The organism is Burkholderia sp. Ax-1724, assembly GCF_011752995.1.
GTDB lineage: Bacteria > Pseudomonadota > Gammaproteobacteria > Burkholderiales > Burkholderiaceae > Paraburkholderia.
The window spans coordinates 1-20,617 of the sequence record NZ_VWWL01000005.1; the positions used below are offsets into that span (position 1 = coordinate 1).

Sequence of the window (20,617 nt, forward strand, 5' to 3'; positions counted from 1 at the left end):
TTCCGGCGACTGGCACGCGACTACGAACGCCTGCCCGAAACCCTGGCAGGCTTGCATTTCGTCGTCTTCGCTATGCTCATGCTTGTTCATGCCGTGCCCATTATCCAAAGTGCCTAACACGCTCTAGCGCATTTCGCAACATCGTGGAAAACTGTCAACAAAAGCCGGTAGAGGTCAGTTGAGCGAGTCCGGCATTTCCGCGTTGGGGTTTTCGCCAGGTCGTTTGTAGTCAGGCAGCAGCCTGTTTCAATCGACGAGAGCAGGAGTGCCTTGATCGGCAACGTCTGTGAGGGACGAGGCCGTCATCGGAATACGCTCGGGAGTGACTGCGCGTCATCGAACGCGGTATGGTACAGGCGCCGGTTCTTCCCGGACTCGGCACCACGCTGACGCAACGGTGCGAGAATCGGCCTGAATCACCGCATCCGCTCGCATCGAACCGCATCCACTCGCATTCAACTTTCACAAAAGAGGCAACCGATATGTCGATTCTGACCGCCGCATTGCGCCAGCAACTGGAAAAGATCAGCACCGCCACGCTCGCAACCGCGCTCTACAAGCGCGGCTTTCGCCAGCAGGTGATTCAGGGTGTCACTCCGCTCGCGCGGCTCGACAGGAGCATGGTGGGCGAGGCGTTCACGCTTCGCTATATCCCGGCGCGCGAGGACCGCAACGGGCTGGAAGTTTTCCGCAACCCCGAGCATCCGCAGCGCAAGGCCGTCGAGACGTGCCCCGCGGGCGCGGTCCTCGTGATGGACAGCCGTAACGATCCGCGCGCGGCGTCGGCCGGCGGCATTCTCGTGACGCGGCTCATGAAGCGCGGCGTGGCGGGCGTGGTGACCGATGGCGGTTTCCGCGACGCCGACGATATCGCGCGCGTCGGCATGCCCGCGTTCCACACGCGTCCGTCGGCACCGACCAATCTGACCTTGCACGAAGCGCTCGATATCGACGTGCCGATCGGTTGCGGCGGCGCGCCCGTGTTTCCTGGCGATGTCATCGTCGGCGACAACGACGGCGTGATCGTCATTCCCGCGCATCTGGTGGAAGAGATCGCGGCGGAAGCCACCGAGATGACCGCATTCGAGGACTTCGTGATGGAGCAGGTGAAGGCGGGCGAAACCATCGTCGGTCTCTATCCGGCGACGAAACAGGAAACGCTCGACAGGTTCGCGGCATGGCGCAGCCGTAACGGTCGCTGAGCCCGTACGGAAACCGCGGCGAACTCAGACTTTCGCCACCGGCGCGATACGGAAGACACTCACCACATCCGACATACGCGCGGCCTGCTCCTCGAGCGAAACCGCCGCGGCAGCCGCTTCCTCGACGAGCGCCGCGTTCTGCTGCGTGACTTCGTCCATCTGCGTGACGGCCCGGTTGACCTGCTCGATGCCGTCGCTTTGTTCTTCGGAGGCCACCGCGATCTCGGACATGATGTCGGTCACGCGCCGCACCGCGTTGTTGATTTCGTTCATCGTGTGGCCGGCGCGGCCGACGAGTTCCGTGCCGTTGCCGACGCGCTCGACCGATTCGTTGATGAGCGCCTTGATTTCCTTGGCGGCCGTCGCGCTGCGTTGGGCGAGCGTGCGAACCTCGCCAGCGACGACGGCGAAGCCACGTCCCTGTTCGCCCGCGCGAGCCGCCTCGACGGCGGCGTTCAGCGCAAGGATATTGGTCTGGAACGCAATGCCTTCGATCACGCCGATGATGTCGGCGATCTGCTTCGAACTGCCATTGATGCCGTCCATCGTTTCGATCACCTGCAAGACCACCGCGCTGCCTTCGTGCGCGACCGATGAGGCGGTGCGTGCGAGTTCGGTCGCCTGACGCGCGTTGTCCGCGTTCTGGCGCACGGTCGATGTCAGTTGCTCCATGCTCGACGCGGTTTCTTCGAGCGATGCGGCCTGTTCTTCCGTGCGTTGCGAGAGGTCGGTGTTGCCGGCGGAAATCTGCGCCGTTGCCGTCGCGATGGACTGCGTGCCGTGACGCACGGTGGCGAGCGTGGTCGTGAGTTTCTGCTGCATGCCCTTGAGGCCATCCATGAGCTGGCCCATTTCGTCGCGGGAACGAACCTCGACGTGCTGCGTGAGGTCGCCCGACGAAATCGCGCGGAAATGCGCGAGCGCTTCGTCGAGCGGGCGCGCGATCGCCGCGCGCAGGGTGTTCCATGCAAAAAACGCGAGGACGAGTCCCGCGAGCAGACCGATGCCGGTGATCGACATGATCAGATGAAAGCGCGCCTGTGCGCTTTCGTAAAGGGCTTTGGCCTGTTGTCCCTGCAGCTTTTGCAGCGACGAAATGCCTTCGGCGATGTCATTGAACGGCGGGGTCAACTGCCGGGCGACGATATCGCTGAGGGTCGCGGTGTCATGGGTGTCGATCGCGTTGAAGGTTCTGGCGAGAATTCCCGCCTCGAACGTCTTGCGCTTTCCGGTCAGATCGGTGGCGAGGCGTGCTTCCTCGCCGCTCGACGGCAGCGCGCGATACGCTTCCCATGCGGTGTCGGACTTGCTGAAGAAGCCGCGGGCGCGCTTGAGCAGATCGGCGACGTCGCTGCGCGTGGGCTCGACGGCAATCCGGTCGAGCACGAGCCGGCCGCGCGCATAGTTCACGCTGGCTTCCGACAGCGTGACCGACGACGCAAGTTGATTCGTGTACATCTGCTTCTGATCCGCATTGCTCATCCAGATGCCGACGGCGCCGAGTGCGGCCCCGATAATCAGCAAAGACGCCAGAAAACTCATGGCCAGCGCGAGTCGGGCGCGAATCGTCAAATTCTTCAGCATTGCAATTAGTTAGCTAAACGAAATGGATGTCGGATTCCGTGGAGTCAGGCACGGCGCACAACGATGTTTACGGCCATGCGGTTCGGATCTTGAATATTGTCTGGAAATATTTGCGATCGGGTCAAATTCGTGTCGGTCAAAAGTACGCGGCGCTTCGCGCTTCGTGACCGTGCCGTTCGCGCTTTGGCGGCTCGCACCGATATTGTTCAGCTACGCCAGCTAGTCTTTTCAGCAGACGATACTTTTTCCGGATCGAAACCCGGCTTAAAGTGTGGGCCTTCAATCTGGCATCAGTGTCCCCATGCATATCGATACACCCACCGCTTCAACCCGAGCTTCAACCTCAGCCTCCCTCGAAGGCGGTTCGACGTCCGCCGGTCAATGGCTATCCGTCATTGCCGTTGCCGTCAGCGCGTTCGCGTTCGTGACGGCCGAGTTTCTGCCGGTCGGCCTGCTGCCGCAAATCGCCCATGACCTGAGCGTGTCCACCGGCGTTGCGGGTCTCATGGTCACCACGCCCGGCGTGATGGCCGCGATATTCGCGCCGACCCTCATCGTCGGCGCCGGCCGCACGGACCGCCGCTACGTTTTCCTGCTGCTCACCGCGGTGCTGCTGATCGCGAACATCGTGTGCGCCATTGCGCCGAATTTCCCGGTCATGCTGGTGGGCCGCGCCTTGCTCGGCGCCGCGCTGGGCGGCTTCTGGACCCTGGCGACGGCGGCGGCGCCGCGACTCGTGCAGGCAAAAGACGCGGCCCGGGCGACCGCGACCATTCTGACCGGCGTCACCTTCGCGACGGTGATCGGCGTGCCGCTCGGCACGTTCATCGCGTCGTTCGCCTCGTGGCGCATGGCCTTCGCCGCCACCGCGGGCCTCGTGTCGCTCGCCTTGCTGGCGCAGGTGTTCCTCGTGCCCGCGTTGCCGTCGGCATCGGCGTTGCGCATCGCAGACTTCAAAACGCTGCTCGGCCGCTCTCATATGCGGCTCAGCATGCTGATGGTCGCGCTCGTGTTCGGCGCGCATTTCTCGACCTACACCTACATCGCGCCGCTGCTGGAGCACGACTTCTCGTTGAGCGCCATCACGCTGCTGCTGTTCGGATTCGGCCTGATCGGCTTCTTCTCCAATGCGTTGATGTCGATGGCGGTGTCGGACCATCTCAAGAAGTCTGTTGCCGCGATGGTGTTGCTGCTGCTCGGCGCGATGTCGTCGATGCTGCTGCTCGAGCATTCGCCCATCGGCGAGACTGTGGGGATGCTGCTGTGGGGCATCGCATTCGGCGCACTTCCGCTGTGCTTCAGCGTATGGATTCAGCGCGGCACGACCGATTTGCCCGAAGCGGGCTCGGCCTTGTTCATCAGCGTGATCCAGGTGGCGATTGCGGCGGGTTCGGCGGTCGGGGGCACCATCGTCGACCGCGCGGGTGTGCACGCCGACTTCACGCTGGGGCTCGGACTCGCCTTGCTCGGCATGGTGACGCTGCAACGGCTTGCCGCGGCGGAACGGCCTGCGAGGGCGGCTTCGCTCGATTGCGCGTGCGACGCGTCGCCCGATTGACGCTCTTGATTGAGCGCTCGCCTGAAGCAACGCGCCTGAAGCAATCCGCCAGCAACCTGCCTGAAGCACCCCGGCCGCCAACCTCACGCATACGCTATCCCCGTAGCGCTTCCCCCTCCCGCGCGAAGTTCGACCGACGCAGCAATTTGCTGCGTCGTCGGTACACCGATGCCGGGCCGCATTCCCGACTATCATTCTGTCAAGGCGAGGCCGCGCCGATTCGTTTGACAGGCGGGACCTCGTGGCTTCGCGCAGTTCTGTATTCGTCACTTATGAACATCGCCGAACATCGCACCGGCTCTTGCGGCCGGCGGCGAAGTTCGTCGATCATGAGCGTCTGGTGTTTTCCGCCGTTTTTTCGGGCCCGCGCTGGACCGTTGCAGATGCAGACCGGCCTGGCTCGAGTCTTCCTCTCAACCCTTACTTCACAGGACGGCAATATGTCACTTCGTATCAATGACGTCGCGCCCAACTTCACCGCGCGCACCACGCAGGGCACCATCGATTTCCATACGTGGATTGGAGACCAGTGGGCCATTCTGTTCTCGCATCCGAAGGACTTCACGCCGGTGTGCACCACCGAGCTGGGCTACATGGCGAAGATCGAACCCGAGTTCGAGCGGCGCAATGCCAAGCTGATCGGCCTGTCGGTCGACCCGGTCGAAGACCACGCAAGATGGGCCGCCGACATCGAGGAAACCCAGGGCGCCGCCGTCAAATATCCGATGATTGGCGACACCGATCTGGCGGTCGCCAAGCTCTACAACATGCTCCCGGCGGATGCCGGCGACACGAGCGAAGGGCGCACGGCCGCGACCAACGCCACCGTGCGCTCGGTGTTCGTGATCGGTCCGGACAAGCGGATCAAGCTGATGCTGACCTATCCGATGACCACCGGCCGCAACTTCGACGAAATCCTGCGCGTGCTCGACTCGATGCAGTTGACCGCGAAGTACAAGGTCGCCACGCCGGTCAACTGGAAGCAGGGCGAGGACGTCATCATCACGCCGGCGGTGAGCAACGAAGAGGCGCAGCAGAGCTTCCCCGGCTTCAAGACCATCAAGCCGTATCTGCGCACCACCAAACAGCCGGGCTGAAACGCGGGCACGGCGGCCCGCGCGATAACTCGTACGGTGACTCGCGCGGCCGCCGCAGTGCCCTCTATGCCCGACTCGCACGAAGGCCCGCCGCGCCTTCCCTGTTTCCGAGGTTCGCGATGATCTTTCGCCAGCTATTCGATCCCGTTTCGTCGACCTATACCTACCTGCTCGGCGACAGCGGCGAGGCACTGCTGATCGATCCGGTCTACGAGCAGGTGCCGCGCGACCTCGCACTGCTCGGCGAACTGGGCCTGCGCCTGCTCGCGACACTCGACACGCACGTTCACGCCGATCACGTGACCGGCGCGTGGCGTTTGCAGCAGCGTTGCGGCAGCCGGATCGCGCTCGCCGAGGCGGTCGAGGCCGAGGGCGTGAGCCGGCCGCTGCGGCACGGCGAGCGCATCGATTTCGGCACGCGTTATCTGAGCGTGCGCGCGACGCCCGGCCATACCAACGGTTGCCTGACCTACGTTCTGGACGACCGGAGCATGGCCTTTACCGGCGACAGTCTGCTGATTCGCGGCTGCGGCCGTACCGATTTCCAGCAGGGTAGCCCGCAGCAACTGTTCGCTTCGGTGCGCGAGCAGATCCTGACGCTGCCCGACGATTGCCTGCTGTATCCCGCGCACGACTATCGCGGCATTACCGTGACGAGCGTGGCCGAGGAGCGGCGCTTCAATCCGCGCCTCGGTGGCGACGTGGACCTCGGCGACTTCACCGGTCATATGAACAATCTGAATCTGCCGCATCCGAAGCTGATGGCCGTGGCGGTGCCCGCCAATCTGCGCTGCGGAAAACCGCAGGACGGCGCGGCGGCGATGGCGGCGGAAATGCCGGATTGGGCGCCGCTCACGCTGCGCTTTAGCGGCGTGTGGGAAATCGAGCCGATGGCGCTGCTCGAACACGGCGCGTCGTTCCAGATTGTCGACGTTCGCGAAGCGCCGGAATTCATCGATCGTCTCGGGCATTTGCCGGGCGCGAAGCTTGTGCCGCTGTCCCAGTTGACGGGCCGGCTCGACGAACTCGATCGCGAGCGGCCGGTCGTGGCGGTGTGCCGCTCCGGCGTTCGTTCGGCTCAGGCCAGCGTGTTATTGAGCAAGGCCGGTTTCGGCAAGGTCGCGAATCTCGCGGGCGGCATGCTGCGCTGGAAGATCGAGGGGCTGCCGGTGGCGTCGGATAGTGTCTGAAGCCGTGGCGCGCTTGCTCCGCAAGCACTCGCCGAGTCGCTGGAAAATAGCCACCGTATCGGGCTTGTGCTGCTGTTTGCGTGCTTATGCATGGTTAGCGGTCAACGGCCGCCGCGCGAGAAGCGCCGGCAACGCCTCGAACGAGTCGATCAGCGCATCGCCTTGCAACGCGCCACTTTCGCGGTTGCCGCCGCGCCAACCATATCCGTAGCTGACGATAAACACCGGCAACCCGGCCGCGCGTGCCGCCGCGATATCGACGGAAGAATCGCCGACCAGCGCGCAACGTTGCGGATCGACGTCGAGCAGCCTGCATGCATGCCAAAGCGGTTGCGGCGACGGTTTCATGCTCGCGAGCGTATCGCCCGCGATCAGCACGTCCAGATAGGCGGCGAGTCCGCTCTTTTCCAGCAGCGGCGCCGCGAGCGCCTGCGGTTTGTTGGTCACGCAGGCGGCGCGATAACCGTGTTGGCGCAATTCGCGCAACCCCGTCATGACGCCGGGAAAGACGCGCCCCAACTGTCCGTTCGTCGCGGCATAGTGCCGCTCGAATACCGGCTGCGCGCGGTCGATGCCGACGCGCTCGTCGAGGCCCGCCGCGGCTAGCGAGCGGCGCACGAGATTGCGCACGCCGTTGCCGATAAACGAGGTTACTGTGTCGAACGGCAGCGGCGCCGCACCGAATTCGTCGAGCATGCGGTTGACGGCGGCGACGATGTCCGGCGCGGTGTCGATCATCGTGCCGTCGAGGTCGAACAGCAGGGCTTTGCAATGGCTGTTCGTCGTCATGGGGTTCCCGCATTGGTTGGGCTCGCGCCCGGCTGCGCACGCGGCGCGGCATGACGCAGCGCGTCGCCATGCCAGCGCCGCAGCGTCTTCAGATCCACCCAGCGATGCCGTTCGCCGCGCACCGGCTCGATGAGCGGCAGGCGCGCATCGCCGAGATGGGGCAGCACGGCCAGCGCGCCGTCGAAAGAGTGGTGCGCCGTGTACGCGGTCGGCGTGACGACGACCGGCACCTGCGCGGCGCATGCCGCGAGCAGGCCGTTGCCGGAGTCTTCGACGGCGAGGCAAGCCGAGGGATCGAGACCGAGCTGTTCGAGCACGTAGCGATAGACGTCGGGCGCGGGCTTCTTCGCCGGCGTGGTCGCGCCGTCGCCGATGGCCGCGAAGCGCGTGCGCCAGGCCGCGCCGAAATGGCCCCGCAGCAGCGCGTCGAGGTTGGCCGGCGTCGTGGTCGTCGCGATCGCGACGCGCAGGCCGGCCGCGGCGGCTTCGTCGAGCAGGCGCGCGATGCCGGGGCGCAGCGGCAAGCCGTGGCGGCGCACCTGCTCGGTGTAGTGGAAGGTCTTGAGCGCGTGCAGCTTGTCGACGACCCGGCCGGCTTGCGCGCCCTCGGCTTCTGCGCCGTCGACCATGCGCCAGTAATGCCGCAGACGCTCCTTGCCGCCCGCCACTTCGAGCAGGCGCGCATAGAGCGCCTCGTCCCAGAACCAGTCGAGGCCCGCTTCCGCGAACGCGGCATTGAATGCGTGCAGATGAGCGGTTTCGGTGTCGGCGAGCGTGCCGTCGACGTCGAAGATAAGGGCTTGCATCGCGCGGCTCCGCTATCGTGATGCCTGTTCGGACCTCTACCACGATAGCGGAGCCGCCGGCCGATTTGAATTCAGAGATTCTTTCGCCGCCGATAAGCCGGTCCTTAAGTATGGGTCCGCGCTATTTGCGCCGCTGCGGATCGGTCACGAAGCCGAGCTTCGTCAAGCCGGCGCTCTGAGCCGCCGACATCACCTCGGCCACGCGCTCGTACGCGACCTTGCGATCGGCGCGCAAATGCAGCTCGGGCTGCGGCGTCGCCTGTGCGGCCTCGGCGATGCGCGCGCGCAGGCCGGCATCGGTGACGGGCTGGCCGTCCCACAGCAGCGAGCCGTCCGCCTGCACCGCGACGTCGACGTGCGCGGGCTTCAGCGCTTCGGGCTGGCTGCTCGCGTGCGGCAGGTCGATCCTGACCGCATGCTGCATCGCCGGAATCGTGACCAGAAAAATAATCAGTAGAACGAGCATCACGTCGACGAGCGGCGTCATGTTGATCTCGTTCATCAGACCTTGATCGTCGTCGTCGGAGAACGGGCTCATTGCCATTCGAGGTCTCCGTCGCGGCTCGCGTCGCCGTTGCGCGGCACGACGCGCATCTGCGGGCCCGCGCTCGACGGCAATTGCGCGCCGGTCACGAAGTAGGCGTGCAGGCCGTGCGCGAAACGCTTCAGGCGCGTGACGATCGCGCGGTTCGCGCGATTGAGCCCGTTGTAGCCGAGCACGGCGGGAATCGCCACGAACAGCCCGAACGCGGTCATGATGAGCGATTCGCCGACCGGTCCCGCGACGTGATCGATCGAGGTCTGCCCGGTCTCGCCGATCACGATCAGTGCATGGTAGATGCCCCACACCGTGCCGAACAGTCCGACAAAGGGCGCGGTGCTGCCGATCGAGGCGAGGATCGCGAGGCCGCTTTGCAGGCGCGCGACCGTGTCGTCCATCGTGTCCTGCAGGCCGCGCGTGATCCAGTCGGACACGTCGATACGGTCGTGCAGATGCTGCTGCGTCTGCCGATGATGCGTGGCCGCCTCGTGGCCCGCCAGCGCGAGTGCGAGCAGCGGGTTGTCATGCGCGCCCGCCTCGGGATCGCCGAGACTGCGCAGGCCGTCGTCGAAGCGGTCCGCGCTCCAGAAGCGCGCGTCGCTCTGCCGCGTGATGCGCCGGATGCGCAGCACCTGCAGCAGCTTCATGATGATGACCGTCCACGACATGACCGACATCACGACCAGCACGCTCAGAATGAAGCGCGTGACGAGATCGCCGGTTTCCCAGACATTCGCGAGTCCGTAATGTTGCATGGCGGTTTTCCTGGCTCCCTGGCTGTGGTCCTTCGAGGCAACGGCGTCATGCGCTTAATCGGTCATTCGCTCAGCCCGAACACGAACGACTGCGAGTAGGCGGCGCGCAGCGGCGTGCCGTTTTCGAGGTAGGGCCGGCACGCGCCCGCGTGGACGGCGGCGAGCGCGGCCTCGTCGAGCCGCGCGGAGCCGCTGCTGCTTTGCAGCTGCGCGGTTTCGATCCGGCCCGTGAGCCCGACGACGAAGCGCACGATCGCGGTGCCGTTCTCGCCGCGCCGCCTCGAAACGTCAGGATAATCGGGTTTGGGAATCGTGCAATCGATGTGCGAGACGTTTTTCGGCGCGCTCGTGGCGGGCATCCCGGGCGAGGGTGTCGCCGGCGCTTCGGTGGCGGCCTCGGCGGGCCGCGCGGGTGCGGGCGTGATCGCTGCGGCGCTTTCCGCTGGCGCCGACGGCGCGGGCGTCGCCACGCTGGACGGCGCAGGTGTAAGCGGTGGCACCGCATGCGGACGCGGTTGCGGCGCGGGTTTGACGCGCGCCGCAGGGTGCGCCGCAGGGCGCGCGACCGGTGGCGGCGCGGCAGCGGGTACGGCGGGCGTGGTTGGCACGGCCGGCGCGGCAGCGGGCGTCACCGGCTCCGGTTCGGGGCTCAGCAACACGGCGGTGATCGTGCGCGGCTCGACCCGGCGCTCGACCATGCTGTTGCGCGCCGCGAGCGTCAACGCGAGCAGCGTCAGATGCGCGACGATCACGGCGCCGAGCACGAGCGCGGCACGCCGGTAGTCCGGCGCGGAATTCGTCACTGAATTCATCGCGTTGCCGCGGTTCGCGGGGTTTGCCATGACGGCTTGCAACATCGCTGCCACCTCCGCGTTCATTGTCCTCTCGCGCCCCGCGTTTTAGAACCGGCTGCGCGCCGGCGCCGCGCAATTCGGGAAATTCTCCCGCCCGATTGCGTTGTCAAACAATCGCCCGGTGGGGTACTTTGAATCGATGACGCGCGCCATCGCGGCACAGCGATTTCACCACGGAGTACCACAATGCCGGAGACACCTATCCTCACCAGAAAACCCTGCCGTTCCATCGCGCTGGCCGTCGCGTTCGCGCTCGGTACGGGCGCCGCGTATGCCGCGGCCGCGCCGCTTGCCTACGTGACGAGCGAGAAGGCCGGCGTCGGCGTGATCGACCTCGATCAGATGACGCTCGCGCAGACCTTTCCGGTCGGCGCGGACGGCCCGCGCGGCCTGAGCCTGAACCGGGACGGCACGCGCCTGCTGGTCGCCAACAAGAACACCGGCGACCTCGCGGTGATCGACACCGCCACGGGCAAGGTCGTCAAGCGCGTGAAGATCGGCAAGAACCCCGAGTATGTGCGGGTGCACAACGGCTATGCCTATGTGACCTACGAGCCGGGCGAGAACGGCGGGCCGCCGGGAGCACAGGCGGACGGCAAACCAGGCGACAAGCCCGGCGCGAACGATGACGACGACGCCAACAAGCCGCCCGCCGAGATCGCGATCGTCGACATGAAAGACTGGCGAGTGATCCGCTCGGTGACGAGCGGCCACGAAACCGAAGGCATCGAGTTCTCGCGCGACGGTCAGACGATGCTCGTCACGAACGAAGGCGACGACACGGTATCGGTCTATCACGCGCGCACCGGTGCGCCGGTCAGGACCGTGAAGCTCGCGGCGGGCGGCCGGCCGCGCGGCATCCGGCTGTCGCCCGACGGCAAGTACTACGTGGTCACGCTGGAGTCGCTGAGCAAGTTCGTCGTGCTCGACGCGCACACGTTCGACGTGGTCAAGACCGTCGACACCAAGCTCGGCCCCTATGGCGTGGCGTTCGGCCCCGACGGCAACCGGCTGTTCGTCGCGGCGGCGCGCGACAAGGCCGTGCAGGTGTTCGACGGCCACACGTACGAGCATCTCGCCGACGTGCCGGTCGGCCAGCGCTGCTGGCACTTCAGTTTCACGCCGGACGGCGCGAAGCTGATGGTCGCGTGCGGGCGCTCCGACGCGGTCTACGTGCTCGATGCGAAGAGCTATCAGCCGCTCAAGCAGATCGGTGATCTGCCGCTCGCGTGGGGCATCGTCACCTATCCGCATAGCGACGGCTCGATCGAATCGCACTGACCGGCTGGTCTTGCGCGGCGGCGCTCGTTTGCAGGCGGGCGCCGCCGCGTTTCGATGTGCTTCGATGCATTTCGATGCGCTTAGCCGCCAGCCGACTGCCGACTGCTTCCATTCGCCGCGACGCATGATCCAACCCGCGCGGTCGTTCGCTACAACTACGACGAGCAGCCACGCGGCGGCCACGCCTCAATACCCCACACCTTCACTTCCACGCATAGCGCATCCCGACCCAGAAGCCGCGCGGCGCGCCCGGCCCGACGAACTGCTCGTTGACCGGGTTCGCGCCGTTGAACGTATTGTTGGGGCCGGTGAAGAAGTTCTGGCCGAGCGCGCCGAAGCTCGCATAGCGCTTGTCGAGCAGGTTCGTCACCGAGGCGAACACCTGTACCTGCTTCGTCACCTGATACGCGGTGTCCATGTCGATCAGCAGGTAGCCGGAAATCCTGCCGTTCGCGTCCTGGTTGTTTTCGTCGCCCTGCGCGTAGACGCTGCCGCGCCAAGTGAGGTTCGTGCCGATGCGCCATTTCGGCGTGGCCGCGTAGTCGAGCCGCAGCTTGACCGTCGTCGCGGGAATCCCCGGAATGTGATTGCCCGGCTTGACGGTGATGTTGCCGTCGTCGTCCGCGCTCGAATTGCTCGGGCTGCTTTCGGTCCAGCTCGACCGGTAGGTCGCGTCGACGTAGCTATAGCTGCCGGTCACCGTGACCGGTCCGAGCTGCGTCTGGCCGGCCAGCTCGACGCCTTGCCGGCGCGTGCGGCCGACGTTCTGGAAAAAGCCGAGCGAGCTGCCCGCGCCGTTGCTGCTGATGAACTGGATGTCGTTGTCGAGCGTCGTGGTGTAGGCGGCGGCGCTCCACGTCGTGCTCGCGCCGAGCTTGCCGCGCGCGCCGATTTCGAAGGTCTTCGAAATGACCGGTTCGAGCGACGGGTCGGAGATGAAGTCGTTCGGCAGCGAACACGGCGCGTTCGGATCGGCGCAGGCGAGTTCGATCGCGGTCGGCGAGCGCATGCCCTCGTTGTAGCTCGCGTAGGCCGTCAGCGCCCGCGTCGGATTCCAGTTGATGCCGACCGCCGGGTTGAAGCGCGAGAACGTATGGTGGCCGTTCAGGTTCGGCTGCTCGCCGCTTTCGTCGCCGATCGTGGCCTCGGCCCAGTTGTAGCGGCCCGCGAGCGTGAGCGACCAGTGCGGCGTCAGCGACAGCGTATCCGACAGATAGATGCCGTAGCTCGTGTTGTGCGTCTTCGCGTAGGTCTCCTGCTCGAAATCGCCGATGCCGATCGTCGCGCGCGAGTCGGTGAAGGCCGCGTCCTGCGAGGCCTGCGTGAAGCGCGAATTGGCGGCGTCCACCGCCATGCCCGCGATCAACTGGTTCTCCATGCCGCCGAGCTTGCCGAGCAGCGTCAGTTGCAGGCTCGCGCCGTAGCTGTCGGTCGCGACGACCGACCTCTCGTTGGTGGCCTGCAGCGTATTGACGTCGCCATCGTCTTCCACCGAGCCGTAGTCGTTATTGACGTTGCTGCTCGTATTCGTGTTGCGGAAGTGCCGGTAATAGGCATTGCCGCTCAGTTCGACGTGATCGTTGAAGTAGTGGTCGCCCGACAGCGTCAGGTAGCCGACCGTGTTCTGGTTCTGGTCGGGATATGTGTAGGGCTGCTTCGGATTGCCGAGGAACGAGCGCGGAATGGTCTGCGTGCCGTGCAGGTCGTTGTCGGCGGCACCGCCCGACAACGACAGCGTCGTATTCGCGTCGGTATAACGCAGCTTGCCGAACGCCTGGCGGACGCGGCTCTCGTTCTGCTCGGCCCAGCCGTTGTCGTTGGCGGCGTTGGCGGTGAAGTAGTAGTCGAGGTTCTGGCCGATCGTGCCGCCCTGTTCGATCTGCGCGGCCTTGCGGCCCCACGAGCCGCCCGATATCTCGGCCTCGCCGACCGGGTTGTCCTTGCCGTTCTTGGTCGTGATCGAGAGTGCGCCGCCGAGCGTGTTGAAGCCGTAGGTCGGATTCGAGCCCGGAATCAGCTGCATCGTGCTGATCGCCTGCTGCGGCAGCAGGTCCCAGTTCACGACGTCGCCGAACGGCTCGTTCACGCGCACGCCGTCGACGAACACCGACAGCCCCTGCGGCGTGCCGAGCAGCGGCGAGGCGGTGAAGCCGCGATAGGTCAGGTTCATCTGATACGGGTTGCCCTGCGCATCGGCGATGCTGACGCTCGGCAGGTTCGCCGCGAGGTAATCGGTGAGCGTCTGACGCCGCTGCCGTTCGAGGTCGGCGGCGTGGACCGTCTGCACGTTGGCGGGCACCTGCGTGAGCGGCGTGCCGATGCCGAGCAGCGGCGTGGTGCCGACCACGACGATCGGCGCGAGGGTCGTGGTGGGCGTTGCCACAGCGGTGTTGGCGGTGGCGTTGTCGCCGGCGGCGGGCGTTGCCACGGTTGCGGCGGACGCAGCGGATGTAGCGGATGTAGCAGACGCGGCAGACGCGGCAGACCCGGCAGACCCGGCAGACCCGGCGGCAGCCGATGCCGCGACCGGCGCCTCGGCCTGCGCCCACGCATTCGCGGACAAGGCGGCGAGCGCGCCGCCGAAACAGAGGGTGATGCCGGCCCGCCGTTCGAAGCGGCGTTTGTGGCGTGCCAGGGATCGCAGGCTCATCGTTATGTCTCCTGTCGGCTTTATCGGTGCGCGCGCGGCGCGTTCTTTGAAGTCTGTGTCAAGCCTGGCATACGCGCCTGTAAGGCGCGCGGGAGCTTTTCCCGATCTGGCGGGGAAGGCTTCCCAAAACCTGCGCAAAAATCGGTCGCGCGCGATCGCGCTGGGTAGAATGCAAGTGTCATGTCAAGCGACCCGATCCCTTCATCTTCCGCTGGCCGCCCGCCGCCGCATTCGACGATCCGCCGCGATCTCGCATGGGTCGTCGCCGTGACCGTGCTGGCGGCCGTGCTCGGCGCAACCTTCGATCTCAGCGAGAAGGCCTACCGCTTCACGCGCGGCATGGAGCGCTTCCAGCTCGACGAATTGCCGGGCACGCTGTTCGTGCTGTCGATCGGGCTCGTGTGGTTCGCATGGCGCCGCTATCGCGAGGCGCGTCGCGAGTTGAGCTATCGGCGCAGGCTCGAAGAGCAGGCCGAACGGCTGCTCGCCGACAACCGGCGTCTCGCGAATCAGGCGCTGCAGGTGCAGGAACGCGAGCGCCGCCATATGGCGCGCGAACTGCACGACGAACTGGGCCAGTACCTCAACGCGATCTCGCTCGACGCCGCGCGCATCCGCGATCTCGCGAAGGAGCGCGAGCCGGAGATTCATCGCGTGTCGCTCGGCTTGATTCAAAGCGCGAGCCACGTGTACCGCGAGATCGGCGGCATGATCCGTCGCCTGCGGCCGATCGGCCTCGACGAATTCGGCTTGCCGAGCGCGCTCGAACATTGCGTCGACGGCTGGCGCGAGCGGCTGCCCGAGGCGTCGTTTTCCGTGACCATCGAAGGGGACTTCAGCGGCTTGAGCGATGCGCTGACCATCACGCTGTATCGGCTCGTGCAGGAAGGCTTGACCAACGTGTCGAAGTTCGCGCGCCGCTCGCGGGTGGAGCTGTTCATGGTGCGCGCGCCGCGCGAAGGTGTCGAAGGCGACGAACGTGGCGAAGGCGGTGCGGGTAGCGCGGGTAGCACTTCAGGCCGGATCGACGAGATCGTCGTGACGATGGCCGACGACGGCCCCGGCGTCGATCTGACGCAGCCGCGCGCGGGGCTCGGGCTGATCGGCATGCGCGAGCGCGTCGAGGCGCTCGGCGGTGAATTCCACGTGGCGAGCGAGCCGCAGGGCGGCTTTCTGTTCTGCGCGCGCGTGCCCGCTCACGCGGGGCTGGCCGAGCCCGTGAACTGAAGCCCGAGGCGGCTCGCCATCTGGGCGAGCTGCACGCCGTTGTCGGCGCCGAACTTCTGGCGGATCACCGATTGATGGTTCGCCACCGTCTTCTGGCTCAAGCCCAGCTTCTCGGCGATGCTCGGCAGCGTATAGCCCTGCACGAGCAGACGCAGCACCTCGAACTCGCGCGCCGACAACTGCCGCCCCGGCGGCCCCTCGTTGAACGCGTTGCGCATCGCGAGCGCCTGCGAGATGTCCGGGCTCAGATAACCCGCGCGCCGCGCGACCGAGCGCACCGCCTCGACGAGCACGTCGGGCGCGCTGGCCTTGGTCACGTAGCCGAGCGCGCCGGCATCGAGCGCGCGGCGCACGAAGATCGAGTCCTCATGCACGCTGAAGATCAGCACGCGCGCGTCGGGCTCGCGCGCGAGCATGCGCCGCATCGCCTCGATGCCGCTCGCGCCGGGCAGCGATACGTCCATCACGACCACGTCGGGCCGCAGCGCGCAGAAGCGCTGATAAGCGAGCGCCGCATCGGCGGCCTCGCCGCAGACCTCGACGTCGGAATTCAGTTCGAGCAGCCGCCGGTAGCCTTCGCGCACGACCGCATGGTCGTCGACGAGCAGAACGGAGATCAGGTCGGTCGTCATGGTTGTGCTCCGTGGTCGCCGCCGGGCTCGCGGGCTGCGGCCGCGAGCCTGCGCGAGTTGGCGTCGTGGCGAAACAGGATCGGCTGCTCGCGCGCGGCGATTGCCTCCGCCCCGGCTGCCGACGCCGCGCGTTGCACGACCTTGACCACCTGCTCGTGAAACGGCGACTTGTCGCACACGGGGTCGGCGTTGGCCGCGTCGCCCGTGAGCAGATAGGCCTGGCAGCGGCAGCCGCCGAGGTCGTGTTCCTTTTCCTCGCAACTGCGGCACGGTTCCTTGAGCCAGCTCAGGCCGCGAAAGCGGTTGAACGCGTCGCTCTCGTACCAGATTTCGCGCAGCGGCGTGTCCTTCACGTTCGGCAGCGCGAGGCCGGGCAGGCCGCGTGCCGCGTGGCACGGCAACGCGGCGCCGTCGGGCGCGACGCCGAGAAACACCGCGCCCCAGCCGTTCATGCAGCGCTTCGGGCGGGTCTCGAAGTAGTCGGGCACGACGAAGAAAATCTTGCAGCGCTCGCCATGCGTGCGGCGATAGCGCGCAACCACCGCCTCGGCTTCTTCGAGCTGCTCGCGCGCCGGCATCAGTTGCGCCTGGTTCTCGCGCGCCCAGCCGTAGTACTGCGTGTTCGCGAGTTCGAGATATTCGGCGCCGAGCGCGAGCGCCATCTCGATGATCTTGTCGACATGCGGCAGGTTATAGCGATGCAGCACGCAGTTCATCACCATCGGAAAGCCGTGCCGCTTCAGCGCGGCGGCGACGCGCTGTTTTAGTTCGAACGTGCGCGTGCTGCTCAGGAAGTCGTTGAGTTCCTGCGTCGAATCCTGGAACGACAACTGGATGTGATCGAGCCCGGCGGCCTTCAGTGCGCCGAGACGCTGCTCGGTGAGACCGACGCCGGAGGTGATGAGGTTCGTGTAGAAGCCGAGCCGGTTTGCTTCCTCGACGAGCACTTCGAGGTCGTCGCGCACCAGCGGCTCGCCGCCCGAAAAGCCGAGCTGCACCGCGCCGAGCGCGCGCGCGTCGCGCAGCACGTCGAGCCATTGCGCGGTGCTGAGTTCGCGATGGTGGTCGGTGTAGTCGAGCGGGTTGTAGCAGAATGCGCAATGCAGCGGGCAGCGATAGGTCAGTTCGGCGAGCAGCCAGAGCGGCGGCGGCACACTGGCGGCGCTCTGGCCGGGTTGCGCGCCGGGCCCGGCGGCGGGTTGTGCAGCGGGCTGCACCGAGGGTTGCGAAAGATCGGTCATCGCGCTACTCCAGCCAGCCGCGCCGGTGCGCGTCGGCGATGAAAGCCCGTACCTCGGTGCCGATTCCGGTCGCGTTGAACGCCTGTTCCAGTTCGGCGATCAGCGTGTCGAGGTCGCGCGTGCCGTCGCAGCGTTTGAGAATTTCGCCGGCGCTCTGATTGAGCTTCACCATGCCCTCGGGATAGAGCAGCACGTGCGCGTTCTGCGCGGCTTCCCATTGCAGACGGAACGGCTTTGCAATCGTCAGCGGCAGGGCGGCTTCGTGGGCGCTCTCTGCGCGTGTCGAATCGTTCATTGCGGAAACGCCTTCTCGATCGAGTCGAGCATGGTCCACAGAATGTCGAGCTTGAATTGCAGGATTTCGAGCGCGCGTTCCTGCTGCTCGCGTCGCGTGAAATACGCGAGCGTGACTTCGAGCCCGTGCTGCACGTCGCGCTGCGCGAGCGAAATGCGCGAGCGGAAATAGGCGAGGCCCTCGGCGTCGATCCACGGGTAATGCTCGGGCCAGCTTGCGAGCCGGTCGCGATGCACCTGCGGCGCGAACATCTCGGTCAGCGACGAGCAGACCGATTCCTGCCACGGCGCGCGGCGCGCGAAATTGACATAGGCATCGACGGCGAAGCGCACGCCCGGCGTGACGTGTTCGAGCGACCACAGTTCGTCGCGCGTGAGGCCGACCGCATCCGCGAGACGCGCCCAGGTTTCGATGCCGCCTTCGGCGCCGTCATAGCCGTCGTGATCGAGAATCCGCAGCACCCAGCGACGGCGCGTGTCGCGATCGGGGCAGTTCGACAGCACGGCCGCATCCTTGAGCGGAATATTGATCTGATAGTAGAAACGGTTCGCGACCCAGCCGCGAATCTGCTCGCGCGAACAGCCGCCGCTATTCATCTTCACGTTGAACGGATGATGAATGTGATACGCGGTGCCTTTCGCGCGCAACTGCGCCTCGAATGCCTCGCGGCTCCAGGCGGGCTTGTCGGCGCCCAAGGTTGCCGTTGCAATCGCATCGCGTGGGGCTGTTGTCGTGTCGTGGATGTCCTTCGCGTTCATGCCGTCTCCGTTTTATGGTCGTTCACTGCCGCGCCTCGTTACTGCATTGCCTTGCATTCGTCATTGCCGCTGCCGCCGCAATTGCGCACTCGCGCGCCGCGCAGTCGCAGGCTTCACAGTTCGAAACTCATGCCGTCATAAGCCACTTCGATGCCATGCTCGCCGAGCACACGGCGCTCGGGACCGTCCTCGACGAGAATCGGGTTCGTGTTGTTGATATGGATCAGCACCTTGCGCCGCGCGCCGCGCTGGCTGGGGCGATGCGCGTCGAGCGAGTCCAGCGTTTCGATCATGCCGCCCGCGCCGGTCTGCGGCAGATGCCCCATGTCGGCGGCGGTTTTCTTCGACAGGCCGAGGCGGATCATTTCGTCGCCGGTCCATAGCGTGCCGTCGACGAGCAGCAGATCGGCCTCGCGCATCGCCGCGAGCACGTGTTCCTCGATCGCGCCGAGGCCCGGCGCGTAGAACACGCGCTGGCCCGATTGCAGGTTCGTCAGCACGAGCCCGATGTTGTCGCCGCGCTCGGGCGCGTGACGGTGCGGCGAATAGGGCGGTGCCTTGCTCGAGAGCGGCAGCGCGTCGATGCGGATGCCGCGCAGGGCCTCGACCGTGAGCGGCGCGCCGTCGAGCGCGATGCGGCGATGCTCGACGCCGCAGTAGTGCGACAGAATCGGCGCGACCGGAAAGCCGGAGTCGAGGTCCTGCCATACCGCGTCGGTTGCGTAGAGCGGCAGCGGCGTGTCGCGCTCGCGCAGCATCAGCAGGCCGGTCACGTGATCGATCTGCGCGTCGATCACGAGCACGGCGGCGATGCCGCTGTCGCGCGCGCGGCGAGCCGGCTGCAACTCGGGATGGGCGACGATCTGCGTGAGCAGATCGGGCGAGGCGTTGACGAGCAGCCAGTCCTCGCCGTTCGCGCTGACCGCGATCGACGACTGCGTGCGGCGCGTGGCCTTCAGCGTGCCGCGCCGTACGCCGTCGCAATTGCGGCAATTGCAGTTCCATTGTGGAAAGCCGCCGCCCGCCGACGAACCGAGTACCTTGATCTTCATGCCGCACGACGCATGCCGCGTCCCTCTTCGACGGTTGGAATGAACATCGCGGCGAGCGCCTGCGCGACGCGCGCATGCAGCGCGGGATCGCTCGCGAGATGACCGGCCGCGCTCACGTATTCGAGCCGCGCCTCGGGAACCGCGCGCCCGAGACGCCGCAGATTGCCGCGCGGACACACCGGATCGCGCGCGCCATGCACGGCGGCGAGCGGCACGCCGGCCGCCGCCGCGCGGCGCGCGAGCGACAGCAGGCGCGTTTCGCCGAGCCAGCAGCGATGCGCGAGGTAGTGCGCCTGAATCCGGTATTTGCCGATCAGCTTGCGGGTAGCGCGCCGCGCGCCGTGTGCGTTGTGTCGTGCGTTGCGCGGTGCATCACGTTGTGCCGCGCGTTGTGCCGCACGTTGGGCCGAATGTCGCGGCGCCGCGCTCGCCAGCACCTCGTTTTCATAGCCGCGCCAGGCTTGCGCGAGCGCGCGCTGCCGCGTTGGGTTCGCGCCGTATCGCAGCGTGGCGGCGCAACGGGCGACAAGCTGCGCGGGCCGCTCGCAACGGGCCGCCTCGCGCAGCGTCGCCCACGCACGCGGCGCGCGTTTGCGCGACGCCACGAACAGGCCGCGCACTTCGCGCGCCGAGGTCAGAAAGAGGCCGCGCATCACGACCCCCGTGACCGACTGCGGACACTGCCCCGCATACGCGAGCGCGAGCGCCGCGCCCCATGATCCGCCGAGCACGCCCCAGCGCGCGAAGCCGAGCCGCGCGCGAATCGCTTCGAGATCGGCGATCAGATAGCCGGTGCTGTTGTGGCGCACGCTGCCGTGCGGCGTCGAGACGCCGGTGCCGCGCTGGTCGATCAGCACGACGCGAAAGCGGCTTAGATCGAAGAGCCGCAACACGCCCGGCTGACTGCCGCTGCCGGGGCCGCCGTGCAGCACCGCGACCGGCACGCCGTCGCGCGCGCCCGCCACCGCGTACCACACGCGATGACCGTCGCGCGTGCGCAGCGTGGCGCTTTCGAGCGGCGCCGCCGCGTGCTGCGAGGCAGGGCGCGTCGCGCGATGTGTCGGACTGCGCGTCGGACTGCGCGTCGAACTACCCAGCATCGTCG

The 20,617-nt window shown here is 66.6% G+C and carries 19 protein-coding genes and 1 pseudogene; 7 read left to right on the plus strand and 13 right to left on the minus strand.

Going from position 1 to position 20,617, the window contains the following annotated elements; genetic code table 11:
• Both F3J19_RS07470 and F3J19_RS07475 read left to right on the plus strand, forming a co-directional pair.
• Positions 1-117 (plus strand): annotated as a pseudogene (locus F3J19_RS07470) (IS5/IS1182 family transposase); the annotation flags it as partial.
• A 365-nt stretch (positions 118-482) separates the two neighbouring features.
• Positions 483-1,202 carry a ribonuclease activity regulator RraA gene (locus F3J19_RS07475; protein ID WP_167039369.1) on the plus strand — a complete coding sequence of 240 codons (720 nt, stop codon included), beginning with the start codon at positions 483-485 and terminating at the stop codon, positions 1,200-1,202.
• Positions 1,203-1,226: 24 nt separating this feature from the next.
• On the opposite strand, the gene F3J19_RS07480 is transcribed toward F3J19_RS07475, so the two are convergent.
• The gene (locus tag F3J19_RS07480) at positions 1,227-2,786 is read right to left on the minus strand and encodes a methyl-accepting chemotaxis protein (RefSeq protein WP_167039371.1); all 1,560 of its coding nucleotides are present in this window, start codon (positions 2,784-2,786) and stop codon (positions 1,227-1,229) included.
• Between the two features lie 301 nt (positions 2,787-3,087).
• Here F3J19_RS07480 and F3J19_RS07485 point away from each other — a divergent pair, with 301 nt between their 5' ends.
• The 3 genes from F3J19_RS07485 to F3J19_RS07495 all read left to right on the plus strand — a co-directional run bounded on the left by F3J19_RS07485 (position 3,088) and on the right by F3J19_RS07495 (position 6,631).
• Positions 3,088-4,344, plus strand: coding sequence for an MFS transporter (locus F3J19_RS07485; protein WP_167039373.1), 1,257 nt, complete (start codon positions 3,088-3,090; stop codon positions 4,342-4,344).
• Positions 4,345-4,784: 440 nt separating this feature from the next.
• A complete protein-coding gene (locus tag F3J19_RS07490) occupies positions 4,785-5,441 on the plus strand; it encodes a peroxiredoxin (protein WP_167039375.1) in 657 nt (218 codons plus the stop codon).
• A gap of 119 nt (positions 5,442-5,560) precedes the next feature.
• Complete coding sequence (locus F3J19_RS07495; protein WP_167039377.1) at positions 5,561-6,631, plus strand: MBL fold metallo-hydrolase; 1,071 nt, start codon at positions 5,561-5,563, stop codon at positions 6,629-6,631.
• Between the two features lie 84 nt (positions 6,632-6,715).
• Here the strand turns inward: F3J19_RS07495 and gph are convergent, their stop codons facing one another.
• From gph to F3J19_RS07520, 5 genes are all read right to left on the minus strand, one after another.
• Positions 6,716-7,420, minus strand: coding sequence for a phosphoglycolate phosphatase (gene gph, locus F3J19_RS07500; RefSeq protein ID WP_167039379.1), 705 nt, complete (start codon positions 7,418-7,420; stop codon positions 6,716-6,718).
• Positions 7,417-8,226, minus strand: coding sequence for an HAD family hydrolase (locus F3J19_RS07505; protein ID WP_167039381.1), 810 nt, complete (start codon positions 8,224-8,226; stop codon positions 7,417-7,419). Before F3J19_RS07505 ends, gph begins: the two co-directional genes overlap by 4 nt.
• A gap of 121 nt (positions 8,227-8,347) precedes the next feature.
• Positions 8,348-8,770 (minus strand): biopolymer transporter ExbD, encoded by a 423-nt coding sequence (locus F3J19_RS07510; RefSeq protein ID WP_167039383.1) that lies wholly within the window; start codon positions 8,768-8,770, stop codon positions 8,348-8,350.
• Positions 8,761-9,522, minus strand: a complete 762-nt coding sequence (locus F3J19_RS07515; RefSeq protein ID WP_167039385.1) for a MotA/TolQ/ExbB proton channel family protein — start codon at positions 9,520-9,522, stop codon at positions 8,761-8,763. The genes F3J19_RS07510 and F3J19_RS07515 overlap by 10 nt, the downstream gene beginning before the upstream one ends.
• Positions 9,523-9,584: 62 nt before the next feature.
• Positions 9,585-10,334, minus strand: a complete 750-nt coding sequence (locus tag F3J19_RS07520; RefSeq protein ID WP_240158814.1) for a TonB family protein — start codon at positions 10,332-10,334, stop codon at positions 9,585-9,587.
• A 228-nt stretch (positions 10,335-10,562) separates the two neighbouring features.
• Between F3J19_RS07520 and F3J19_RS07525 the strand changes: the two genes are divergently transcribed.
• Positions 10,563-11,657 (plus strand): beta-propeller fold lactonase family protein, encoded by a 1,095-nt coding sequence (locus F3J19_RS07525; protein WP_167039389.1) that lies wholly within the window; start codon positions 10,563-10,565, stop codon positions 11,655-11,657.
• A 202-nt stretch (positions 11,658-11,859) separates the two neighbouring features.
• Here the strand turns inward: F3J19_RS07525 and F3J19_RS07530 are convergent, their stop codons facing one another.
• Positions 11,860-14,307, minus strand: a complete 2,448-nt coding sequence (locus F3J19_RS07530) for a TonB-dependent receptor (protein ID WP_167039391.1) — start codon at positions 14,305-14,307, stop codon at positions 11,860-11,862.
• Positions 14,308-14,487: 180 nt separating this feature from the next.
• On the opposite strand from F3J19_RS07530, the gene F3J19_RS07535 reads away from it, so the two are divergent.
• Positions 14,488-15,534, plus strand: coding sequence for a histidine kinase (locus F3J19_RS07535; protein WP_167039393.1), 1,047 nt, complete (start codon positions 14,488-14,490; stop codon positions 15,532-15,534).
• Here F3J19_RS07535 and F3J19_RS07540 read toward each other — a convergent pair.
• From F3J19_RS07540 to F3J19_RS07565, 6 genes are all read right to left on the minus strand, one after another.
• A complete protein-coding gene (locus F3J19_RS07540; protein WP_167039395.1) occupies positions 15,504-16,166 on the minus strand; it encodes a response regulator transcription factor in 663 nt (220 codons plus the stop codon). The two genes, F3J19_RS07535 and F3J19_RS07540, sit on opposite strands and share 31 nt — an antisense overlap.
• Entirely contained in the window at positions 16,163-17,407 is a 1,245-nt protein-coding gene (gene pqqE / locus F3J19_RS07545) for a pyrroloquinoline quinone biosynthesis protein PqqE (protein ID WP_167039396.1), read from the minus strand. The genes F3J19_RS07540 and pqqE overlap by 4 nt, the downstream gene beginning before the upstream one ends.
• A gap of 4 nt (positions 17,408-17,411) precedes the next feature.
• On the minus strand, positions 17,412-17,702 hold the full coding sequence (gene pqqD, locus F3J19_RS07550) for a pyrroloquinoline quinone biosynthesis peptide chaperone PqqD (protein ID WP_167039398.1): 291 nt from the start codon (positions 17,700-17,702) through the stop codon (positions 17,412-17,414).
• A complete protein-coding gene (gene pqqC / locus F3J19_RS07555; RefSeq protein WP_167039400.1) occupies positions 17,699-18,460 on the minus strand; it encodes a pyrroloquinoline-quinone synthase PqqC in 762 nt (253 codons plus the stop codon). Before pqqC ends, pqqD begins: the two co-directional genes overlap by 4 nt.
• A 113-nt stretch (positions 18,461-18,573) precedes the next feature.
• Positions 18,574-19,512 (minus strand): pyrroloquinoline quinone biosynthesis protein PqqB, encoded by a 939-nt coding sequence (pqqB, locus tag F3J19_RS07560; protein WP_167039402.1) that lies wholly within the window; start codon positions 19,510-19,512, stop codon positions 18,574-18,576.
• On the minus strand, positions 19,509-20,612 hold the full coding sequence (locus tag F3J19_RS07565; protein ID WP_167039908.1) for an alpha/beta fold hydrolase: 1,104 nt from the start codon (positions 20,610-20,612) through the stop codon (positions 19,509-19,511). Before F3J19_RS07565 ends, pqqB begins: the two co-directional genes overlap by 4 nt.
• Between the last annotated feature and the right edge of the window lie 5 nt (positions 20,613-20,617).